Source organism: Rhizorhabdus sp. P4_G6 (genome assembly GCF_056401045.1).
On record NZ_JBFUKC010000033.1, the window covers coordinates 1 to 17,426 of the forward strand.

At 64.2% G+C, this 17,426-nt stretch carries 19 protein-coding genes, 1 tRNA gene and 1 pseudogene; 10 read left to right on the plus strand and 11 right to left on the minus strand.

What is annotated here, in order from left to right:
- A pseudogene (locus AC1DPF_RS18070) lies at positions 1 to 134 on the minus strand (IS5/IS1182 family transposase); the annotation flags it as partial.
- Between the two features lie 157 nt (positions 135 to 291).
- Here AC1DPF_RS18070 and fliD point away from each other — a divergent pair.
- Genes fliD through AC1DPF_RS18085 form a run of 3 tightly spaced genes read left to right on the plus strand, consistent with a single transcriptional unit; the run spans position 292 to position 2,684 of the window.
- Positions 292 to 1,920 (plus strand): flagellar filament capping protein FliD, encoded by a 1,629-nt coding sequence (fliD, locus tag AC1DPF_RS18075; RefSeq protein WP_477962747.1) that lies wholly within the window; start codon positions 292 to 294, stop codon positions 1,918 to 1,920.
- Positions 1,921 to 1,952: 32 nt separating this feature from the next.
- Positions 1,953 to 2,351 carry a flagellar export chaperone FliS gene (locus AC1DPF_RS18080; protein ID WP_477866229.1) on the plus strand — a complete coding sequence of 133 codons (399 nt, stop codon included), beginning with the start codon at positions 1,953 to 1,955 and terminating at the stop codon, positions 2,349 to 2,351.
- Between the two features lie 54 nt (positions 2,352 to 2,405).
- Positions 2,406 to 2,684, plus strand: a complete 279-nt coding sequence (locus AC1DPF_RS18085) for a hypothetical protein (RefSeq protein WP_477866227.1) — start codon at positions 2,406 to 2,408, stop codon at positions 2,682 to 2,684.
- A gap of 3 nt (positions 2,685 to 2,687) precedes the next feature.
- Here AC1DPF_RS18085 and AC1DPF_RS18090 read toward each other — a convergent pair whose 3' ends face one another.
- Positions 2,688 to 2,867 (minus strand): DUF4169 family protein, encoded by a 180-nt coding sequence (locus AC1DPF_RS18090; RefSeq protein ID WP_477866225.1) that lies wholly within the window; start codon positions 2,865 to 2,867, stop codon positions 2,688 to 2,690.
- A 62-nt stretch (positions 2,868 to 2,929) separates the two neighbouring features.
- On the opposite strand from AC1DPF_RS18090, the gene rnc reads away from it, so the two are divergent.
- A complete protein-coding gene (rnc, locus tag AC1DPF_RS18095; protein ID WP_477866223.1) occupies positions 2,930 to 3,595 on the plus strand; it encodes a ribonuclease III in 666 nt (221 codons plus the stop codon).
- A complete protein-coding gene (gene era, locus AC1DPF_RS18100) occupies positions 3,595 to 4,488 on the plus strand; it encodes a GTPase Era (RefSeq protein ID WP_477866221.1) in 894 nt (297 codons plus the stop codon). The genes rnc and era overlap by 1 nt, the downstream gene beginning before the upstream one ends.
- A 22-nt stretch (positions 4,489 to 4,510) precedes the next feature.
- Here the strand turns inward: era and AC1DPF_RS18105 are convergent, their stop codons facing one another.
- Both AC1DPF_RS18105 and AC1DPF_RS18110 read right to left on the minus strand, forming a co-directional pair.
- Positions 4,511 to 5,215 carry an NAD-dependent deacylase gene (locus AC1DPF_RS18105; RefSeq protein WP_477866219.1) on the minus strand — a complete coding sequence of 235 codons (705 nt, stop codon included), beginning with the start codon at positions 5,213 to 5,215 and terminating at the stop codon, positions 4,511 to 4,513.
- A 42-nt stretch (positions 5,216 to 5,257) separates the two neighbouring features.
- The gene (locus AC1DPF_RS18110) at positions 5,258 to 5,821 is read right to left on the minus strand and encodes a DUF922 domain-containing protein (RefSeq protein WP_477962749.1); all 564 of its coding nucleotides are present in this window, start codon (positions 5,819 to 5,821) and stop codon (positions 5,258 to 5,260) included.
- Positions 5,822 to 5,929: 108 nt separating this feature from the next.
- Between AC1DPF_RS18110 and dapB the strand changes: the two genes are divergently transcribed.
- From dapB to AC1DPF_RS18130, 4 genes are all read left to right on the plus strand, one after another.
- On the plus strand, positions 5,930 to 6,688 hold the full coding sequence (dapB, locus tag AC1DPF_RS18115) for a 4-hydroxy-tetrahydrodipicolinate reductase (protein ID WP_477866951.1): 759 nt from the start codon (positions 5,930 to 5,932) through the stop codon (positions 6,686 to 6,688).
- Positions 6,685 to 7,359, plus strand: a complete 675-nt coding sequence (gene nth / locus AC1DPF_RS18120) for an endonuclease III (protein WP_477962751.1) — start codon at positions 6,685 to 6,687, stop codon at positions 7,357 to 7,359. Before dapB ends, nth begins: the two co-directional genes overlap by 4 nt.
- A gap of 55 nt (positions 7,360 to 7,414) precedes the next feature.
- Positions 7,415 to 7,801, plus strand: a complete 387-nt coding sequence (locus AC1DPF_RS18125) for a hypothetical protein (RefSeq protein ID WP_477866213.1) — start codon at positions 7,415 to 7,417, stop codon at positions 7,799 to 7,801.
- Positions 7,802 to 7,843: 42 nt separating this feature from the next.
- A tRNA-Arg gene (locus AC1DPF_RS18130) sits at positions 7,844 to 7,920 on the plus strand.
- 300 nt (positions 7,921 to 8,220) lie between these two features.
- On the opposite strand, the gene AC1DPF_RS18135 is transcribed toward AC1DPF_RS18130, so the two are convergent.
- From AC1DPF_RS18135 to AC1DPF_RS18165, 7 genes are all read right to left on the minus strand, one after another.
- Positions 8,221 to 9,108 (minus strand): lysozyme inhibitor LprI family protein, encoded by an 888-nt coding sequence (locus AC1DPF_RS18135; RefSeq protein ID WP_477962753.1) that lies wholly within the window; start codon positions 9,106 to 9,108, stop codon positions 8,221 to 8,223.
- Between the two features lie 1,174 nt (positions 9,109 to 10,282).
- Positions 10,283 to 10,867 carry a 2OG-Fe(II) oxygenase gene (locus tag AC1DPF_RS18140; protein ID WP_477962755.1) on the minus strand — a complete coding sequence of 195 codons (585 nt, stop codon included), beginning with the start codon at positions 10,865 to 10,867 and terminating at the stop codon, positions 10,283 to 10,285.
- A 24-nt stretch (positions 10,868 to 10,891) separates the two neighbouring features.
- Entirely contained in the window at positions 10,892 to 11,908 is a 1,017-nt protein-coding gene (locus tag AC1DPF_RS18145; RefSeq protein ID WP_477962757.1) for a DUF4402 domain-containing protein, read from the minus strand.
- A complete protein-coding gene (locus tag AC1DPF_RS18150) occupies positions 11,898 to 14,519 on the minus strand; it encodes a hypothetical protein (RefSeq protein WP_477962759.1) in 2,622 nt (873 codons plus the stop codon). The genes AC1DPF_RS18145 and AC1DPF_RS18150 overlap by 11 nt, the downstream gene beginning before the upstream one ends.
- A gap of 101 nt (positions 14,520 to 14,620) precedes the next feature.
- Positions 14,621 to 15,565 carry a fimbrial biogenesis chaperone gene (locus tag AC1DPF_RS18155; protein WP_477962761.1) on the minus strand — a complete coding sequence of 315 codons (945 nt, stop codon included), beginning with the start codon at positions 15,563 to 15,565 and terminating at the stop codon, positions 14,621 to 14,623.
- A 39-nt stretch (positions 15,566 to 15,604) separates the two neighbouring features.
- The gene (locus AC1DPF_RS18160) at positions 15,605 to 16,030 is read right to left on the minus strand and encodes a DUF4402 domain-containing protein (RefSeq protein ID WP_477962763.1); all 426 of its coding nucleotides are present in this window, start codon (positions 16,028 to 16,030) and stop codon (positions 15,605 to 15,607) included.
- A 229-nt stretch (positions 16,031 to 16,259) separates the two neighbouring features.
- Positions 16,260 to 16,778: a DUF4402 domain-containing protein gene (locus AC1DPF_RS18165; RefSeq protein WP_477866199.1), complete on the minus strand. Its 519-nt coding sequence runs from the start codon at positions 16,776 to 16,778 to the stop codon at positions 16,260 to 16,262.
- A 396-nt stretch (positions 16,779 to 17,174) separates the two neighbouring features.
- On the opposite strand from AC1DPF_RS18165, the gene AC1DPF_RS18170 reads away from it, so the two are divergent.
- A partial coding sequence (locus AC1DPF_RS18170) for an oligosaccharide flippase family protein (protein ID WP_477962765.1) occupies positions 17,175 to 17,426 on the plus strand: 252 nt, incomplete at its 3' end.

Here is a 17,426-nt window from a genome sequence, read left to right on the forward strand (position 1 = left end):
ATCCATAAAACCGCCTCGACGAACATGCGATTATCCCGGCCCGTCGAGCCCTTCTGATCGGGGCGCCCTATAATCAACGGCGCCATGCGGTCCCACCCACTGTCGGTCAGCACCAACCGGTCCATCACACCCATGACTGCCTCCAAAAGACAGCCTTGAATCAGAACTCAGCCCAAAAGGGAATCCTTAGAGTCCACACCGCCTAGCGTCCGTTAGGGAAATGAAAGGACTTGTCCCGCTAAATGCGCCTTCGGGTGCGCCGTTACCGGCAGCAGCAGGATGGTGTTTCAGATGGTCACGTCGGTCGGATCTTCGATTCTCACGGCGCTGGGAGCGTCCAGCATCGATACGGGTTCGCTCGTCGACCAGCTCGCGACGGCCGCGATCGCCGACAAGCAGAAGGCTCTGACCACGCGCGAGAGCGCGAACACCAGCAAAATCTCCGACCTCGCGACCGCAGTCAATTCGATCGGTTCCTTCTCGTCATCGCTGTCGAGCCTGGTATCGGGCGGCACGCTGTTCACCCAGCCCACCAGTTCCAACAGCGCGATCGTCAATGTCAGCGCCATCGCTGGCGCGCGACTCAACGGGCTGTCCGCCACGATCAAGGTCGGCAAGCTCGCTGCCGCGCAGACGATGACGGCCGCCCCGCTGCTCTCCGCTGCAACGGCCGTCGGGCTCGGCACGCTCAGCCTGAAGGTCGGCAGCCAGACCAAGACGATCACCATCGATGCGACAAACAATTCGCTTGCCGGCCTGRCCAAGGCGATCAAGGATTCCGGCCTGGGCGTGACCGCCAGCACCGTCGTCGATGCGTCGGGTGCGCGGCTCGTCGTCAAGGGCACAACCGGTACGACCAATGCTTTTTCGCTGACCATGACGAGCGGCAACGCCGCCGAGTTGGGCCGCTTCGTCTATGATCCGACCACCTATGATCCCGACAACATCACCGGCCTGACGCTCCAGCAGGAGGCGCAGAACGCCGAGCTGACTGTGGATGGGGTGGCCGTCACCAAGGGGAGCAACAGCTTCACCGACGTGATCGAAGGGGTGAAGATCGACCTGGTCTCGGCCGCACCCGGCACCAGCATCTCGATCGGATCCAGTCAACCGGTCGATGCGATCAAGCAGGCGGTGGGCGATTTCGTCTCTGCCTATAACGAGATGAAGACGACGCTGACCGGGATGACCGGCACAACCGGATCGCTCCGCGGCGATGCCGGCCTGCGCGCGCTCGTTCAGCGGCTCGGCACGCTTACCTCGACCAAGCTCACCTATGCCACCGACGGCAGCCCCACCACCTTGGCGGAAATCGGCGTATCGACCAGCCGCGACGGAAGCCTTGTGCTCGACAGCGCGAAGCTGTCGACGGCGATGACGGCGAACCCGAGCGCGATCGAGGCGATGTTCAACCCCGGCCAGCGCAGCGACAACGCCCTGATCAAGATCACCAACGCCGTGGGCAAGGTGAAGGGCGGCATCTACACCGTCACCAATGCGACGCCCGGCAGTAGCGGCACCAACGCCTCTGCGACGCTCGACGGCGGCTATACCCTGCCGCTCGGCCCGACGGGAGTCACCGCCTCCTTCGTATCGGCGGCGGTCGGCCTGTCGTTCGACGTGCTCGGCCCGGTCACTACCGCCAAGATCACCATCGACATGGGCCTTCAGGGCGCGCTCGACGCGATCAAGAACGAAATGACCGCAAGTTCAGGCCAGCTCACCACCTCGCAGAAGAAGCTCGAGAACGAGAAGGCGGCGATCAGCGACTCCAAGGAGAAGCTGACGACCAAGGACACCGCCTATCGCGACCAGCTGACGAAGCAGTTCACACGGATGCAGTCGGCGCTGCTCGCCTACAGCTCGACCCAGAGCTACCTCACCCAGCAGGTGAAGCTGTGGACCAACGGCAGCAATTGATCTCGAACCCGACGAAGAAGAGAGAATAAGGCATGTTCATGAACAACGGCTATGGCGCGATGGGGGGGGCGAGGCTGCGCTACCAGGCCGTCGATATCGAGAGCCAGGTCGAAGGCGCGTCGCCGCACCGGCTGATCGGCATATTGTTCGAAGAACTGATGAAGGCGATCGAGATCATGCTGGCCGCGCAGCGGGCCGGCAATCGCGCCAAGACGATCGACAAGCAGGCCCGCAGCTCGACGATCCTCCTTGCGCTGGAAACCAGCCTCGACTTCCGCAACGGCGGCGAAATCGCCATAAACCTGGCGCGGGTCTATCGCGAGGCGCGCCGGCTGATCCAGGAGGGCGGACGCGGCGACGATCCCGCCATGGTGGAACGAGCCCGTGACCTGCTGGCGGGGATCGTCGATGCCTGGGAACAGATCGGCTGATCTTTAGGGACTGTTAACGCTGCCGGCCGCATCATGCGGCTGCAGGAGACGATCATGGCGCTGTTCAACCACAAGTCCGCAGGCGAAGCCGCCCCCTTCAAGGAACGGCGCACAAAAGGCCGTGTCGTGGCATTCAGCGCCGACATTGTCGCCGAACATGTCCCCTCTCCGGCTCATGCACTCCAGCAGATGCTGGCCGATCGCGCCGTCGAAAGCTTCATCGCCGATCCCGCGGAGCGTCGCCGTGCGCTGATCCGCTTCGTCGGCATTGCTATCCTGCTGTGGGGTGGCAGCGCGACAGCGCTCGCCACGATGATGGCTCTGGCGCGATAGGGCTCAGTCTCTCTCCAGCTTGGCGCCGTCCAGCAGCCTGGCCGCCCTTTGCGCTTCGGCCTTGTCCCTATCCTTCTCGGCCTTGGTTCGCCCGAATTTCGCGCGATTGGCCTCCGCCGCGACGCGCTTGTCGAGCTTGCCCTTCGCCTTGCGCGCCTTGTTGAGATTGACCAGGTCACCCATCCCTTGATTCTGCCCGCGCGCCGCAGGTGACGCAATCCCCTCGATCCGCTAGGAGCGCGCCGATGAATGACGACGCTCTCCGCGGCTGGATCGAATCGACCCTCGGGCATAGCCCCCGGGACGTGGCGCTGTTCAAGCGCGCGCTGACCCATGGCAGCCATGGCCCGGTGCATTATGAGCGGCTCGAATTTCTCGGTGATCGCGTGCTCGGGCTGATCGCGGCGGACTGGCTGTATATGCTGTTTCCCGACGAGCCCGAGGGCAAGCTGTCGCGACGGCTCAATGCGATCGTCAGCCGCGAGGCCTGTGCCGAGATCGGGCGCGAGATCGGCGTCGCGACCCACCTCAAGCTCGGCAAGCAGGCCCGCGACGATGGCGCCGTCGACAGCGACAATGTGCTCGGCGATGTCGTCGAGGCGCTGATCGGCGCACTTTTCGTCGAAGGCGGACTTGTCGCCGCGCAGGAATTCGTCCGCCGCGCCTGGGCCGAGCGGGTGACCGGTCAGGGTCAGGCGCCGAAACATCCGAAGTCGGCGCTCCAGGAATGGGCCGCCGCCAACCGTTGCCGCCCGCCGGTTTACACCACCGGGGCGCGCACCGGGCCGCATCATGCCCCGCGCTTCACCGTCACCGTCGCAATCCCGGGCAAAGCCGAGGCAAGCGCCGAGGGCGCGTCGAAGCAGGAAGCCGAAACCGCCGCCGCCAAGGCCTTGCTGGAGAAATTATAATGACCGAACGCTGCGGCTTCGTCGCCGTCGTCGGCGCCCCGAACGCCGGCAAGTCCACCCTCGTCAACGCGCTGGTCGGCCAGAAGGTCGCGATCGTCAGCGCCAAGGCGCAGACCACCCGCACCCGGCTGATCGGCGTCGCCATCGCCGGCGAGAGCCAGATATTGCTGGTCGACACCCCCGGTATCTTCGCGCCCCGCCGTCGCCTCGATCGCGCGATGGTGGCGGCCGCCTGGAGCGGTGCGCAGGACGCCGACCTGATCGCGCTGGTGATCGATGCCAAGACCGGCGTCACCCACAAGATCGCCGAACTGCTCGACACGCTCGCGGCGCGGCACGAGCCCAAGCTGCTCGTGCTCAACAAGGTCGACATCGCCGACAAGGGTAAGCTGCTCGAGATCGCCACAAGGCTGCAGGAAAAGCTGTCACCGGAAGCAATCTTCATGATCTCGGCCAGCACCGGCGACGGCGTCGACGACCTGCGCAGGGCGCTGGCCGAACGCATGCCCGAGGGGCCGTGGCACTTCCCCGAGGAACAGGTTTCCGACGCGACCGACCGGATGTTGGCCGCCGAGGTRACCCGCGAACAGCTCTACCACCAGCTCCATGCCGAGCTGCCCTATGCATCGGCAGTCGAGACCGAGAAATATGACGAGCGCAAGGATGGCTCGGTGGCCATTCACCAGCAGATCCTGGTTGCGCGCGATACCCAGAAAGCCATCGTGCTCGGCAAGCGCGGCGCGCGGCTCAAGGAAATCGGCTCGCGCTCGCGCACCGAGCTCGAACGGCTGCTCGACCGCAAGGTCCACCTGTTCCTGCACGTCAAGGTTTCCGAGAAGTGGGAAGAAGATCGCGGGCTCTACCGCGAGATCGGGCTAGACTGGGTGGAGTGACGCAAGCAGCCGACGTCGCCAATCAAGCGCCTAACAGCTCGTCCACCCATTGCGGCACCAGCTGGCTCGCGGGCCCCATTCGGCTTTCGTGGAAGAAATAGCTCCCTGCCGATGGCTCGAGGTTGAGTTCGAGAGTCTGCGCTCCGATGTGCCGCGCCGTCTGCACGAAGCCCGCGGCCGGATAGACCGCACCCGAAGTCCCGATCGATACGAACAGATCCGCGTGTCGCAGTTCGCGATCAATCAAGTCCATTTCATAGGGCATTTCGCCGAAGAAGACGATGTCGGGCCGTAGCGCGTCGACGGCTCCACAGGCGCCGCATTCGGTGCCGTCCAGCATCGCCCCGCCGTAGGTGGCACGCACGCCGCACGCTTCGCACAGCGCGGACATCAGTTCGCCATGCATGTGAAGCAACCGCTGCGCGCCCGCGCGCTCGTGCAGATCGTCGACATTCTGGGTAACGATCAGCAGATCGCCAGACCATTCGCGATCGAGCCGCGCCAGCGCCTGATGGGCCGGATTGGGCGCAACCGAACCGAGTGCCAACCGCCGCTGATCATAGAAATCGAGCACCATATCACGGTTCCGCACCAGCGCCTCGGGCGTGCAGATATCCTCGACGCGATGACCTTCCCAAAGACCGCCAGGGCCGCGGAACGTGTTGAGGCCGCTTTCCGCGGAAAGGCCGGCACCGGTGAGGACTACGATGCTTTGAAAGTCGTTCATTTCGGCATGATAGCGCGCGCGCGCGCGCACCGACAGCCGGTGTTACGGAGCAGCGGCAGGAATTTGCGTCATGCCGTGGCGGGTTTCGCGATCATATGCCTCCTGCAGCGCGGCGACGCGGGCCTGGGTCTGCTGCGCCAGCCTGCTGATCGAGTCGCAACCGGCATCGCGCGCCGCCACCTCGAAATCGCCGCGATGATCATAAGCGATGCGGGCATGGCCGGCTTCGTGAATCTCGAGACCCCGCCGGCTACGGCGCCAGAAAGCGAGGCCCTGCGGCGTGACAGACCTGGTCACGAGCCTGGGCAGTAATATGGTGATCGAGAGGATAGCCTGGGGGGAGGCAACCAAGCACCGCGATCCGCTGCGCGATTCTCGCCAGCCCACCTTGATGCTCCAGGCGGTCCGGGCCATGCCTTCCCCGTCGCCACTGCGCGGAGCTCGTGCGCGCATCGAGGCATAGATCTCGGCGGGCGTCCGGCCTTCGATATCATAATATTCGAACTTCAGCCGTGGAATGCCCTGGAACGGCGACGGTTCGGCAGCGGACAGCGGCGATGCAAGCGCCAGCCCGATCCCGAAGATGAACAAACTCCTGCGCACCATCAACGTCCTCCAGCCACAGTGTGGCGTCGCCGGCTCCCGATGTGAAGCGCTTGCGTCGCCCTGCCTGCGCGGCCATGAAGCGCGCGACAGAGTGAATGAGGCATGGATATGGCGATCATCGGCATTTTGGGCGCAAATGGGCGAATGGGCCGCGCGATCGCCGATGTAGCGGCCGACCTCGGCGCGACCGTGGCCGGGGGGGTCGATCTGCAGGGCGCCGTCCATGGTCCCTATCTGGACACCGCTTCGCTTGCGGCCGCCAGCGAGGTCCTCGTCGATTTCTCGGCGCCGGCCGCGCTTGCCGGCCATCTCGAAGCGGCGCTCGCGGCGAAGGTACCGCTGGTCGTCGGCACCACCGGGCTGCAGCCCGAACATCACAGGCTGATCGACGAGGCGGCCGCGCGCGGCCTGTCGGTCCTGCAGTCGGCGAACACCTCGCTCGGGGTCAATCTGCTCGCCCATCTCGTCAAGGAAGCGGCCAGCCGGCTCGGCAGCGACTGGGACATCGAGATCGTCGAGATGCACCATCGTCACAAGGTGGATGCGCCTTCCGGCACCGCGTTGCTGCTCGGCGCGGCGGCTGCCGAGGGCCGTGGCTCTACCCTCGCCGATCTCAGCCGCTACGACCGGATCGGCCATGGCAACGACAAACCGCGCGAACAGGGCACGATCGGCTACGCCTCGTTGCGCGGCGGATCGGTCGCGGGCGATCACATGGTCGTGTTCGCTGGCGAAAGCGAACGGATCGAACTCGGCCACCGCGCGGAAAACCGCGCTATCTTCGCACGTGGCGCGGTCAAGGCCTGCCTGTGGATGAAGGGCAGGCCCGCCGGGCGCTATGCGATGGGCGATGTCCTCGGCCTATGAAGAAGGCCGATATCTTCGAGTTCTATCGCCGGCTGGCCGAGAGCGATCCGGCACCGGAGACTGAACTCCATTATGTGAACCCCTATACGCTGCTCGTCGCGGTGGCGCTGTCCGCGCAGGCGACCGACATCGGGGTCAACAAGGCGACCGGTCCGCTGTTCGTCAAGGTAACGACGCCGCAGCAGATGCTCGATCTCGGCGAAGCCGGGCTCAAGGAGCACATCAAGACGATCGGCCTGTTCAATACCAAGGCCAAGAATGTGATCGCCCTATCGCAGATCCTGCTGGATCGCCATGGTGGCGAAGTACCGCAGGCCCGCGAGGCGCTGGAGCAGCTGCCAGGCGTCGGGCGCAAGACCGCCAATGTGGTGATGAACGTCGCCTTCGGCGCCGAGACCATCGCTGTGGATACCCACATCTTCCGGGTTTCGAACCGCACCGGCCTGGCACCGGGCAAGAATGTCCTCCAGGTCGAGCTCAAGCTGGAAAAGGTCACCCCCCAGCCCTTCCGTTCGCATGCCCATCACTGGCTTATCCTGCATGGCCGCTATATCTGCAAAGCCCGCAAGCCCGAATGCTGGCGCTGCCCGGTCATCGACCTGTGCGCCTATAAGCCGAAGACGCCGCCGCCCAGGCTAAGGGGCAACCAACCAGCCGTGGAAAGCGTATAACAGCAGCCGGACGACAGCCCGCGAGACAGACCGACTCCGGCGAGAGGAGAAGGCGATGACCAGGAACATGGCAGGCGCAATCGCGCTGATGGCGGCGGCATTAGGCATATCGGCGGACGCCCGGCCGCTGAGACCCGAGCAGGAAGCGAAGATCAGGCCGGTCGGCGACGCCGTCGACTGCATCCCGCTCCACTCGATACGCAACACACGCGTGCGCGACGACCGCACCATCGATTTCTACATGGACGGCAGGAAGGTGTATCGTAACACCCTGCCGAACAGCTGCCCGCAGCTCGGCTTCGAGGAGAAGTTCAGCTACAAGACCTCGCTGTCGCAGCTCTGCTCGGTGGACATCATCACCGTCCTGCACAGCGCGCCGCTCATGAGCGGCGCGAGCTGCGGCCTGGGCAAGTTCCAGCCGATCAGCGGCGCACCCAAATAAGCCTAGCGGCGGTCAGATCGCTTTGCTAAGCGCAGCGGCGACGCACCCGTAGCTCAGCTGGATAGAGCGCTGCCCTCCGAAGGCAGAGGCCAGGGGTTCGAATCCCTTCGGGTGCGCCAATCGGACCAAGCGGGCCTGAGAAGTCGGGCATGGCCAGCCAGCCCGGCTGCTTGCGGCAGGATCTTGTCACTTGCCGAGTTCACCGCATATCTTCATGAGTCCGAAGCGAGGGGTCGCTGGGGGGAAATGTCATGCGTGGACTGGGCACAGTCACTTCGATTGCACGGAAGGCTCCGCGCAAGCTGGTCATCTGGAGCGCCGTCGCCCTTGTCGTCGGAGCGGCGACCATTGAACTGGCTGCAGAGAGCCTCCTTCGTCTGAAACGGGGCCGGTCAGGCGACTGAGTTGGGCGCCCTACCCTACTGGCTGGTGGCGTTATCGGCATCGCGGTGGTTCGACGGTTTTACGCCGAGCGTATGGCCGATCCCCTTTAACACACGCCCAACGCTGAAACGGCGCGCCTTCGCCTGCGGGGAGCGGTCCCGCTCGATATCCTCGATCTCGTCGATCCTGCCGCGGTAGATGTCCCCGACGCATTCGGCATCACGACAGCGGTCGCGATCCTTGATGAAATCCTCCCGCGAGCGCTGAAGCTTGCGCTTCCCCTTGGCATCGACCGCGGCGTGCGCGTCCTCATATCGCGACGCCATCTGCCGATCGAGTCTTGCCAGCTCGGGGGTAGCACAGATCATCTTCTCGACATCGGACCGGGCATAACGGCATGGGAAGCTCGGCTTGACGATTACCGCCATGTCCTTTGGCGTGTCCCCTGCCTTGTCCTTTGCCTTTTTCCTTTCTTTGTCCTTCTCCCTTTCCCCTTTTCTCTCGGCCTTTTTCTCTGTTTTCCGGTCCTTTGACGCCTCCCCACGGACCGGCGACTGCTTGGCGGCGGCCTTGCTTCCGGCTTCCTCCGGTGGCCGCTCGACCTTCTCGACGGCGCTTGCTGGTTCCGGAGCGGCATCGCGCCGCGGCGGCGATGGGGGATTTGCGGGAGCGGCGGGGACGGATCCTGGCAGATCGGCCCGCGCCAGCAGGTCTATGATCGGTGCCGCTCCCGCCACGCGGTCGATGAGCCCACTGCCATCGGGGGCAGCCCGTGCCGCATAGTTGATATCGGCGACGAGTTGCCGTCGGCCATCAAAGGCTTGTTCCGTGCCAGCTGGGACTTCGAGAATCATCCTTCCCCTGCACACTGTGATTTCGAATTGCGGGTCGTGGAAATTCACGCCAGGCCGCTCCACCCGCACTACAGTTCCTCGGGCGAACCGATCGAAGGTGCCGATTTTGCGGTGGCCGACCCGCAGCGCTTCGCTGAATATATAAGCCTTCAGCCGCGCATGGCTTTGCTCGCTGGAGCAGATCCGACGCAGCTTTTCCGGAACCGCCGTTTCCGCGCCTCCTGGAGCGCGCCCCTCGCTCGGCTGACGGTCGCAGCCCGCGAGCAGTGCCGCCATGGTCGTCACTGCGATACCGAGATGAATGCCGGCCACACATATCTCCATTCGGATCGTGCGTCACAAGCGCGGGAGCCGCTCGGTTGTTCCGGGGTCAGCCCATCCGGAGGCAGGAGGATCATCAACATAGCTGGGCCGATATTCGGGGCTGCCGCCGTCTATACGATCGATGCCCTCATCTCGATCAACGGATAGCCAGCCTTCGCCCTCCCTTATTCGGATGAGCCAACCAGGTGATCGCGCAGCCTGATACATTACAACACAGTCCTCGCGGACGGGACGGATGAGCCTTCGATGAACCGGCGCGCCACCGGATATTAATCCCCGCGCTCATAACAGACGCACTCGCTTTGGGTGGAATGGAGCATTGTCGTGAGCTTCCTTTGCCATTGGGGTATACATCGCTGGGCGAAACGCCTGGCTACCCATAATCCCGTGCGTGTCGTCCGCAGATGCAGGCGCTGCGCGACCGTGCGCGTCACTCGCCTGGAGCGATTGAACGGACCGGCTCTCCAGGAAGAAACCGGCGGGCACGCCGACTTACAATATTAACTACCGAAACAGATACGATCCTGTCGTTTCACTGAGGTTAATCCAATCATGGGTAAATCAGTCCAATGATAGCGAAGAACATGGAGCGCGCGGTCACCGCTTGGCGTAGAGCCGGTATAGAAGGTGGAAAGTGGGTTGTTCGCGCGGACGTTATCGAACTCTTGCGGCTAGGGCATGAGATGGATGCTCCTCGTCTTGCAGAGATGGGAAGAGAGCTGTTTTTCATGGGGATACCGATCGAAATCGGTACTCCTCCTGATGCATCTCCATTCCAGCTCGTCGCACGAGAGCCTGCCGACATGCCCGGCGAGCGGGATCGAGGCTAAGCGGCTCTCGACCCGGTCGCGCCGGGCGGCCGCCCACACTGTTGTTTTACCGCGGTCTGCGAGTCGATGCTTCCATCCGACTGGAATCGCTAGGCTCGATAGAAGCTCGCGTCACGCGTGAACCAGGTGCTCAGCGTGATCCGGTCCTGGCCGACCACCTCGTTGACGCCATGGGCGCATCGCTCGTCGCTCGGGAAAAAAATGAGCGTGCCGCATTGCGGCGTGCTTGCATAATGGCCGCCATGCTCGTTGCGGACGAAGGTTTCGCCGCCGCCATAGCCATCGTTGCAATAAGTGACCGACGTGAAGTGGCGGCAGCTCAGCGTGTCGCCATCGGCTTCGTAGCCGTCATCCTTGTGCTCGGCCATTTTCTTGCCGGGGCGCCACAGCACCAGATCGGTGAAGTGCGGGAAGACGATCGTGCGCAAGCTCAGAGCCAGCAGCTGGCAGACCATGATCCGATAGGCGCCGATCAGCTTGCGCAGTTCCTGGTCGTGCCAGTGATCGAAGCTATAGGTATCGCTGTCGTGCCATGGCAGCCTGTCGGGGTCGCGTGCGCCCTGGTCTCGAGCCGCATGGCTGCGGATCAGATCGCATAGCCTCCGGCAGATCGCCGGATCCAGCGCACCGTCGAAACGGTGGATGAGGGCCGAACCTGTATCCCGCTTCTCCACGATCCGCGCCTCCTCCGTGCCGCCTTAGTTGTAGACCACGGAGACGTTGAACGTCTGGCTGTACAAGCCGGTGTTGGTGCTGCTCGAGATGGTCACGACGCCGCCTATATTGAGCGCCATCGATCCTGAGACATCCATGCTGAGGGAGCCCGATATGTTCGCGGTCAGCGGGATGAGAAGATGGTTGGAGGGCCCGAGCAGATCGACACTCGCGGGAACGGTCAGGGTGAAGGCGGTGCCAGGCTCCCCCTTGAGCGTGTAGGTTGCGGCACCGAACATATATTGGGAGCCAACCCCGGTCATGCCGATGGGAGGCACCGCGCCGCCGAGCGATCGACCGCCGCCGGTCGCAATGGTGACGGTTCCCGATCCGCTGGGAGGGCGGATGATCGTCCCAAAGCTCAGATCCGTCAGCTTGTTGACCTGGAGCGACCGGCGCACGGTCGCGGTGGCGGATGCGGTCAGCCCCGTCACCGGAACCGTCGGATCCTTGTCGACGCGGACATAGAAGCCGGAACCCGCGGCACCGGTCGTCCCGCCGCCATTGTCGCCGGCGATCGGCAGGTCGACGTCCAGGAAAAAGGTGCGCGTGCCGGCCGCCGACCATCCCGAGAACGAGAAGTCGAGCGACGCGCCGCTGCTGGTTCCCGATCCCACCGTGCCCGTGCCGCTCACCGCGGTGAATTTGGAGATCGCCAGGGCGCGGCCGCTGGTCGTGCCGCTCGTACCGACCGTCACCCGTGCGAAGTTGGCCGCATTGTTGCACCGGCGGGGATTTCCGCTGCCGTCGACACAGCGGATCGTCACAGCCCCGCGGGTCACCGGGCCTGAATAGACCACCCCGCTTCCCGAAGAGACGGCCACGACGCCGTTGTTGCTATAGGTCGTCGGGCCGGTCGTCGCGGCGATCAGCGTTCCAAATGCCGGGGCGGTGATCGAGTCGACCGTGTAGGTCTGGGCCGAGGCAGGAGCATGCGCGACCGCCAGCAGCGCGACGGACGATAACAGGCCGCCAATGCATGGGATGCGCCTAACGGGCATCGTCGAACGCCACCATGGCCTGGACGTCGGGTGCCGCGCCGCCCTCGCTTGCGATGGCGAAGCTTACCGGCTTTTCGAGCCGCATCTTCAGCCGCTGCGCCTGCGCATCGACGAGTTCGAGCCTGTAGGTCCCGGGCCGCAGCGAATCGAACAGCACGCTGCCATCATATTCGGTGACGGCTTCGCGCGCCTCGCCCTTGTCGTTCACCGCGCGCAACATCACCGCCGACAGCCCCACCTTCTTCTCGCCGCGCCGGACGAAGATGGTGACCATCACCTCGCCCTTCGCCTGTATGGGGTAGGACACTACAGCAACCGTGCCCGCGCGCGGTGTGAATTCGATCACTGACGGCGGTGCGGCGACATTGTCGAGCGCGACATTGTCCAGATTGGTGCGAACCTGCGCAACGCTGCCATAGCCGAGCCCGGTGACGAGCCCCCTCCCCTTGGCGTCGGTGACGATATCGCCCGCGGAGCCCGACATGACGACACCCGGTACCGGCGCCTCATCCTTGTCGAAGCGGCCATTGCCGTTCTGGTCGAGGAAGGCCTGCAGCGCCATGTTGCCGCCTGAAGCAGCCCCTGGCCGCTGCAGCGCATAACCTCCGCCGAGGGGACTGCGTACAAGGCTGAAGGCCAGCTGCAGCCCAATCCGCCAGTCGCTGTGCGGGGCGCTATATTCTGCCGACAGCGCCATATCGGCAAAACCGAAGCGCCTGGTGGCGGCCATCTGGAGCGTAGTCGCACTTTCGCCAGCAAAGCTGTGGCCCGCGCCGAGCCGGAGGGCCGTCTTTTCAGAAAGATCGCGATCCGCGGTCAAGGATATGCCGCGAAGTGCGGTGACGGGCAGCACCGTATAATCGACATTGGCGCGAAGCTGCCATTTGAACATCGCGAAGGATGATGCGCTGACGATTCCGGACAAGCGGTTGGTCGGGCTGACGCCCGCCGGGTCCAGACGCTCGAAATCGAGCCCGGTCGACAGATAGATGCCGCCGACGGGGCTCGATGCCCTGACCAGGCCGTTCCAGCTCAGGTCGCCATTGGCAAACTGGTCTCGCGAAACCCGCATGGAAACCGGAAGGCCGAAGTCCTTCCACGCCTTCAGCTGGAGGTCCATGTCGAGCGCACTCGATCGCGCCAGCGCCAGGCCGCTGCTTCCGCGCGGCACCGTCTCATCCACGAACCCCCGGCGATATTCCGAATGGCGGACCACCGCCGACACCCCGGCCAGTTCACCCGCCAACGCCAGCGCCAGGCCGCCACCGCCGCGGTCGTCGCGGGCGGCATCGACCTGCGTGGCGATACCGCGAACCGAAGTTCGGATGCCGGCCGTGACGAGGCGGCGCTCGCCGAGCCCGGTCGGCGAATAGCTGGCGACGCCGCCCGCGAGGGTCAGGGTTTCCGTCAGGCCATAGAGCAGGTTCAAGGCCACGCGCAGATCGCCGACACCCGGCGAGGTGATCGCGCCAGACTCCTGGCTGCTGAGATTGATCAGCGACTTTTCCTGCTGAGCAGCACCAAAATCGAGAACGAACTGGCCTTTTTCCAGCTGGCCGCCGCCGACATTGACCACGCGGACTTCTTCCGATCGCTCGCCGCGCGGTCCGTAGGCGACGATCCGGATGATGTTGATACCGCGGATCAGCGGCACGTCGCGGAACTCGTAGCGGCCCTGCACAGGCGTTGCCTGCCCGCTGCGAAGCACGTCGTTGACGTAGAGCTCGACATCATAGCCGAGCGGCAACTCGCCGCGCAGGTCGATGCGGCCGAACACGCTCTGCTGGCTGAGCGCCGCGGAGCTGAAGGAGATGCCGCGGCCGCCAAGGCTCCGCGGACCCAGCGATAGCGCCGGCGTGAATGTGTCGCCCACAGCCACCCGCGTCAGCCCCAGCGGGCCCAGTGCATTGCCGCCGGCATCCCGGCGCTCGAGCAGGGCCCGTGCCGTGACGGGCTTCCCGGCCTGGTCCGAACCAACATAGCCCTGGAAGTTGCTGAACAGCAGATCGCCACCGGCGCGAACGTCATACCGATAAGGCGTATGCGGAGTCCGCTTCTGCCCCCCGGCTTCGAGCGAAACGTCGAGACTTGGCAGGGTGGCCAGTGCCGCGGCTGATTTTATCCGGTAGACATCCTCGCCACCCCCGCCGTCGCCCTTCAGGCCCCGCATGTTCTTGAGCCGGGCGAGCCGCGACTGGATCGGCAGTGCTTCCAGCGCCGCAAGCGTGAGCCGCAGCGCGGCGCCGTCATAGGTCGCACGAACCGGCAGGATCTTCTCGAGCAGCGCCGCCCGCACATAGATTTCATTGGCGCCGACGACGATATCGCCTGGCGACAGCGGCTGGCTGGTCGCCGCCACGCGTATGATGCCGCTTACCACATCGACCAGAACCGGACGCCGCGCCTCGCCGATCGTCCCCACGATCCGGCGTTCGCCAAGCTGGACGGTGAGATCGACATCGAGCAGCCGCGACAGCTCTCCGATCGGAATGAGCAGCCCCTCGGCGCTGTCATAGGCCCCCAGCGAGTCGGTCAGGCTGAGCTGATCGAGCATCACCTCGACCAGCAGCAGATTATCGTCGGTGAGCAACCCGGGCGCCGGTTGCGCCACGGCTGCGGGCGCTATCGCTCCGATGTCTGTCGTTTGGGCGTTTGCAGGGAATGATACCGAAGCAACTAACAGATACAGGACCGCCGCATGCGGCGGCCGGCTCACGGTGCGGCGAGAGAAGCCTTGCTGAGGATCGCACCCGGTGCGGTATCATCGTCGCGGAATTGCACATCGATCTGCTCGCCCGACGCGGGAATCCGCGTGAGGACGATCCTGACCTGTCGCCGCTCGATCTCCGGATAAACGCCGATCCCGCGCACTGCGCCGATCGGCACGTCCCCCTGCTTCTTGCTTCCCCTGACCTCAATGTCGCCGAACAGCGAGTTGGCCCCCTGCCTGACCAGGTCGAACTTCAAGACCGCCGTCCGCACCGGCTTGGCACGGCCATCAGTCGAAATATCCTCGAAATCGATCGCCGGATGCTCGATAGCGGCGCGGACATCGATTGGTCCGACCCGCAGGATGACCGGGATCGAGATCGCCAGGACGGAATTGATCCGGAAGGCGAGCCTGCCCTCGCTCTGGGCGGCCGCCTGTTCAGCGGTCAGCCCGGTATCGGCGGGCGGAATGCCGGTCACCGTAAGGTGGGTGCGATATTCACCCGGCGCCAGCGTGGTGGTCGCTGCCGCGCGGATGCGGATCGCCTGGCCGACGCCGGGCGTCATACGGATGCGGCGCGGCGTCAGGACCAGATAGGGCTTGGCCGACTTGAGCCGAGCCGCCTCCGGACCCTTTGCCTGCGACAGCGGCACGATCTGGCCGTCTGGAAGCATCACGCGGTCGATCATCTCGACGTCGAAGCCGCCTGTGCCGCCGGTGCTGGCGATGGAGACCGTTGCCGATTTACCCGGCCGGTCGAAGGTAACGCGCTTCGGCGTCAGATTGACGCTCGCTCCAGGAGACGTGGCAACCGCGCTGCCACCGGGGACGCCCTGCGCCGACACTCCCGTGGAAACCGCGAAGAGCATGGCGCCACCGGCGACCAGTACGGCGTTTCGCAATTGGCAGAGCGCGCGAGGCGCAGCTTTCATGCCGGTCAAACCCATATCTCTACATCGTCCCGAGCTGTGCGGCGGCGGCCATAATCAGTTATATTGAATGGTAACTTTCAATATGCCCGCATAATCACCTGCGGTGGCGGAAGGCGACGGTTGCACCCGACCGCCGACATCAAAGGCAAGCTCACCCATACCATCGGCCGAAGCCGTCAACCGGCTCTCTCTGGCCAACCCCGCCAGGTTCATGGCGGGGTTGAACGCAACTTCCCCTTCGCCGCTCAGCCGCGACAACGAAATCGCGGAAGGCACGGCAATCGAGATAACCTGATCCTTGTCACCGATAATGGTGAAACTCGCCTGCTGCAATCCCGCCCGACTGACGACGCGGGCAATGTCGCGCAGCCCGGATTCCGTACCGATCCTGACCCGGCCGATACCGGCAAGACCTTGCGGCAAGGGCAGGCTCATACCGCCGGCGGTGATGCCGATATTGGTCGTCAGCGGCAGCGTCACCGCACCGATAACAGTTTGCTGCTGAGCAACCGCCGAACCCGGCGCAAGGATAGACGCGCTCGCGCTCGTCAAGACGGAGGAAACGGCCCAAAGCGGGGCAGCGTCTGCCGACAGCGAAGCCAGCAGCGCATACCGCAATGACCAGAGGCACAATCGGCCCATATGACTCCCCACAACGCCGACGGCATGACAGCCGTCGGACGCTTATACCCCCAAAGCCTTAAGGGACTTAGTTGTATTGGATCGTCGTATCGAAAGTACCCGTGTAGAGGCCCGTCGCCATCCCACTGGTGATCGCGAAGCTACCGCCGACATAGAGCGGACCACCCACGAGGCTTCCCGCGCTGCCCAGCGATCCCGAGAAGCTGCCCGTCGAGCTCAGCGAAGAGGTCAGCGTCACGGTGATGCCGCCCATGTCGAAGGTCGGTGGAACGGTGATCGTGTAAGCCTGATTTCCTTCACCCGCAGCGGTGTAGGATGCGCGCGCATGGCTCGACGAAGCCAGCAGCGAGGCTCCGGTGCCGGTCACGACGGGTGTGTCACTCCCAACGCCCATCGTTACTGTGCCGCTGCCAGTCGACGGTCGGATGACCGTTCCGAACGAAAGGTCGGTCACCTTGGTCAGGCTGATGCCGCGGATGATCGTTACTGATCCGGTGGTGGTCTCGGTGTCCGTAGACTGCGCGAGCACAGGAGCAGAAGCGCCGACCATCAGGACCGCCGCAAGAATCTTGCTGAAATTATTCATGATATCCCCCAACAAATTGATGCAACTACAACTAGTTGAGAAGCGCCAGGATAAATTGATGCCTGAGCTGGACGCTTCCCCCGGTGCGAGTTCTTCCCCAAAAACCGCCACCTTCGAGCCGATATCTAGCACGGCAGCCTCAACTCGATAAGGAATTTTTTACGAATTCATGCCTGCCGGGGAGTACTGAATCGGGAAAATCGATAGAAAATCCTAGATATCTAGAAAGATCAGCAACTTGTTTCGGCAGCGGTTTGCCGAACCTTTGGGCTGGGAGACCGGATCGACTTGTACGGCAATTGCTGCTCCGCCCCCGCGCAACCCGCCTTCCCCAATGCGGGGCGACGTTGTAGCGTCGCCTCCTGGGGCAATGAAAAGGGGCGTCATCGGTTGAGCATGAGCGGCAGCGCCATGGCGCGGATCGTCGGCGTGCAGACGATCGTCCAGTTCGCGATCGATTTTACCGCCAGCCTCATCGTCGCCCGCCTGCTCTCGCCCCATGAGATCGGGGCTTATTCGATTGCGCTCGCGGCGGTTGTCGTTGCGCAGACCCTGCGCACCGCCGGGGTCAACATGTTCCTGATCGCCGCACCCGATCTGGACGAGTGCCAGGTTCGCACCGCTCTCGGCCTCGCCATGGTCGCCAGC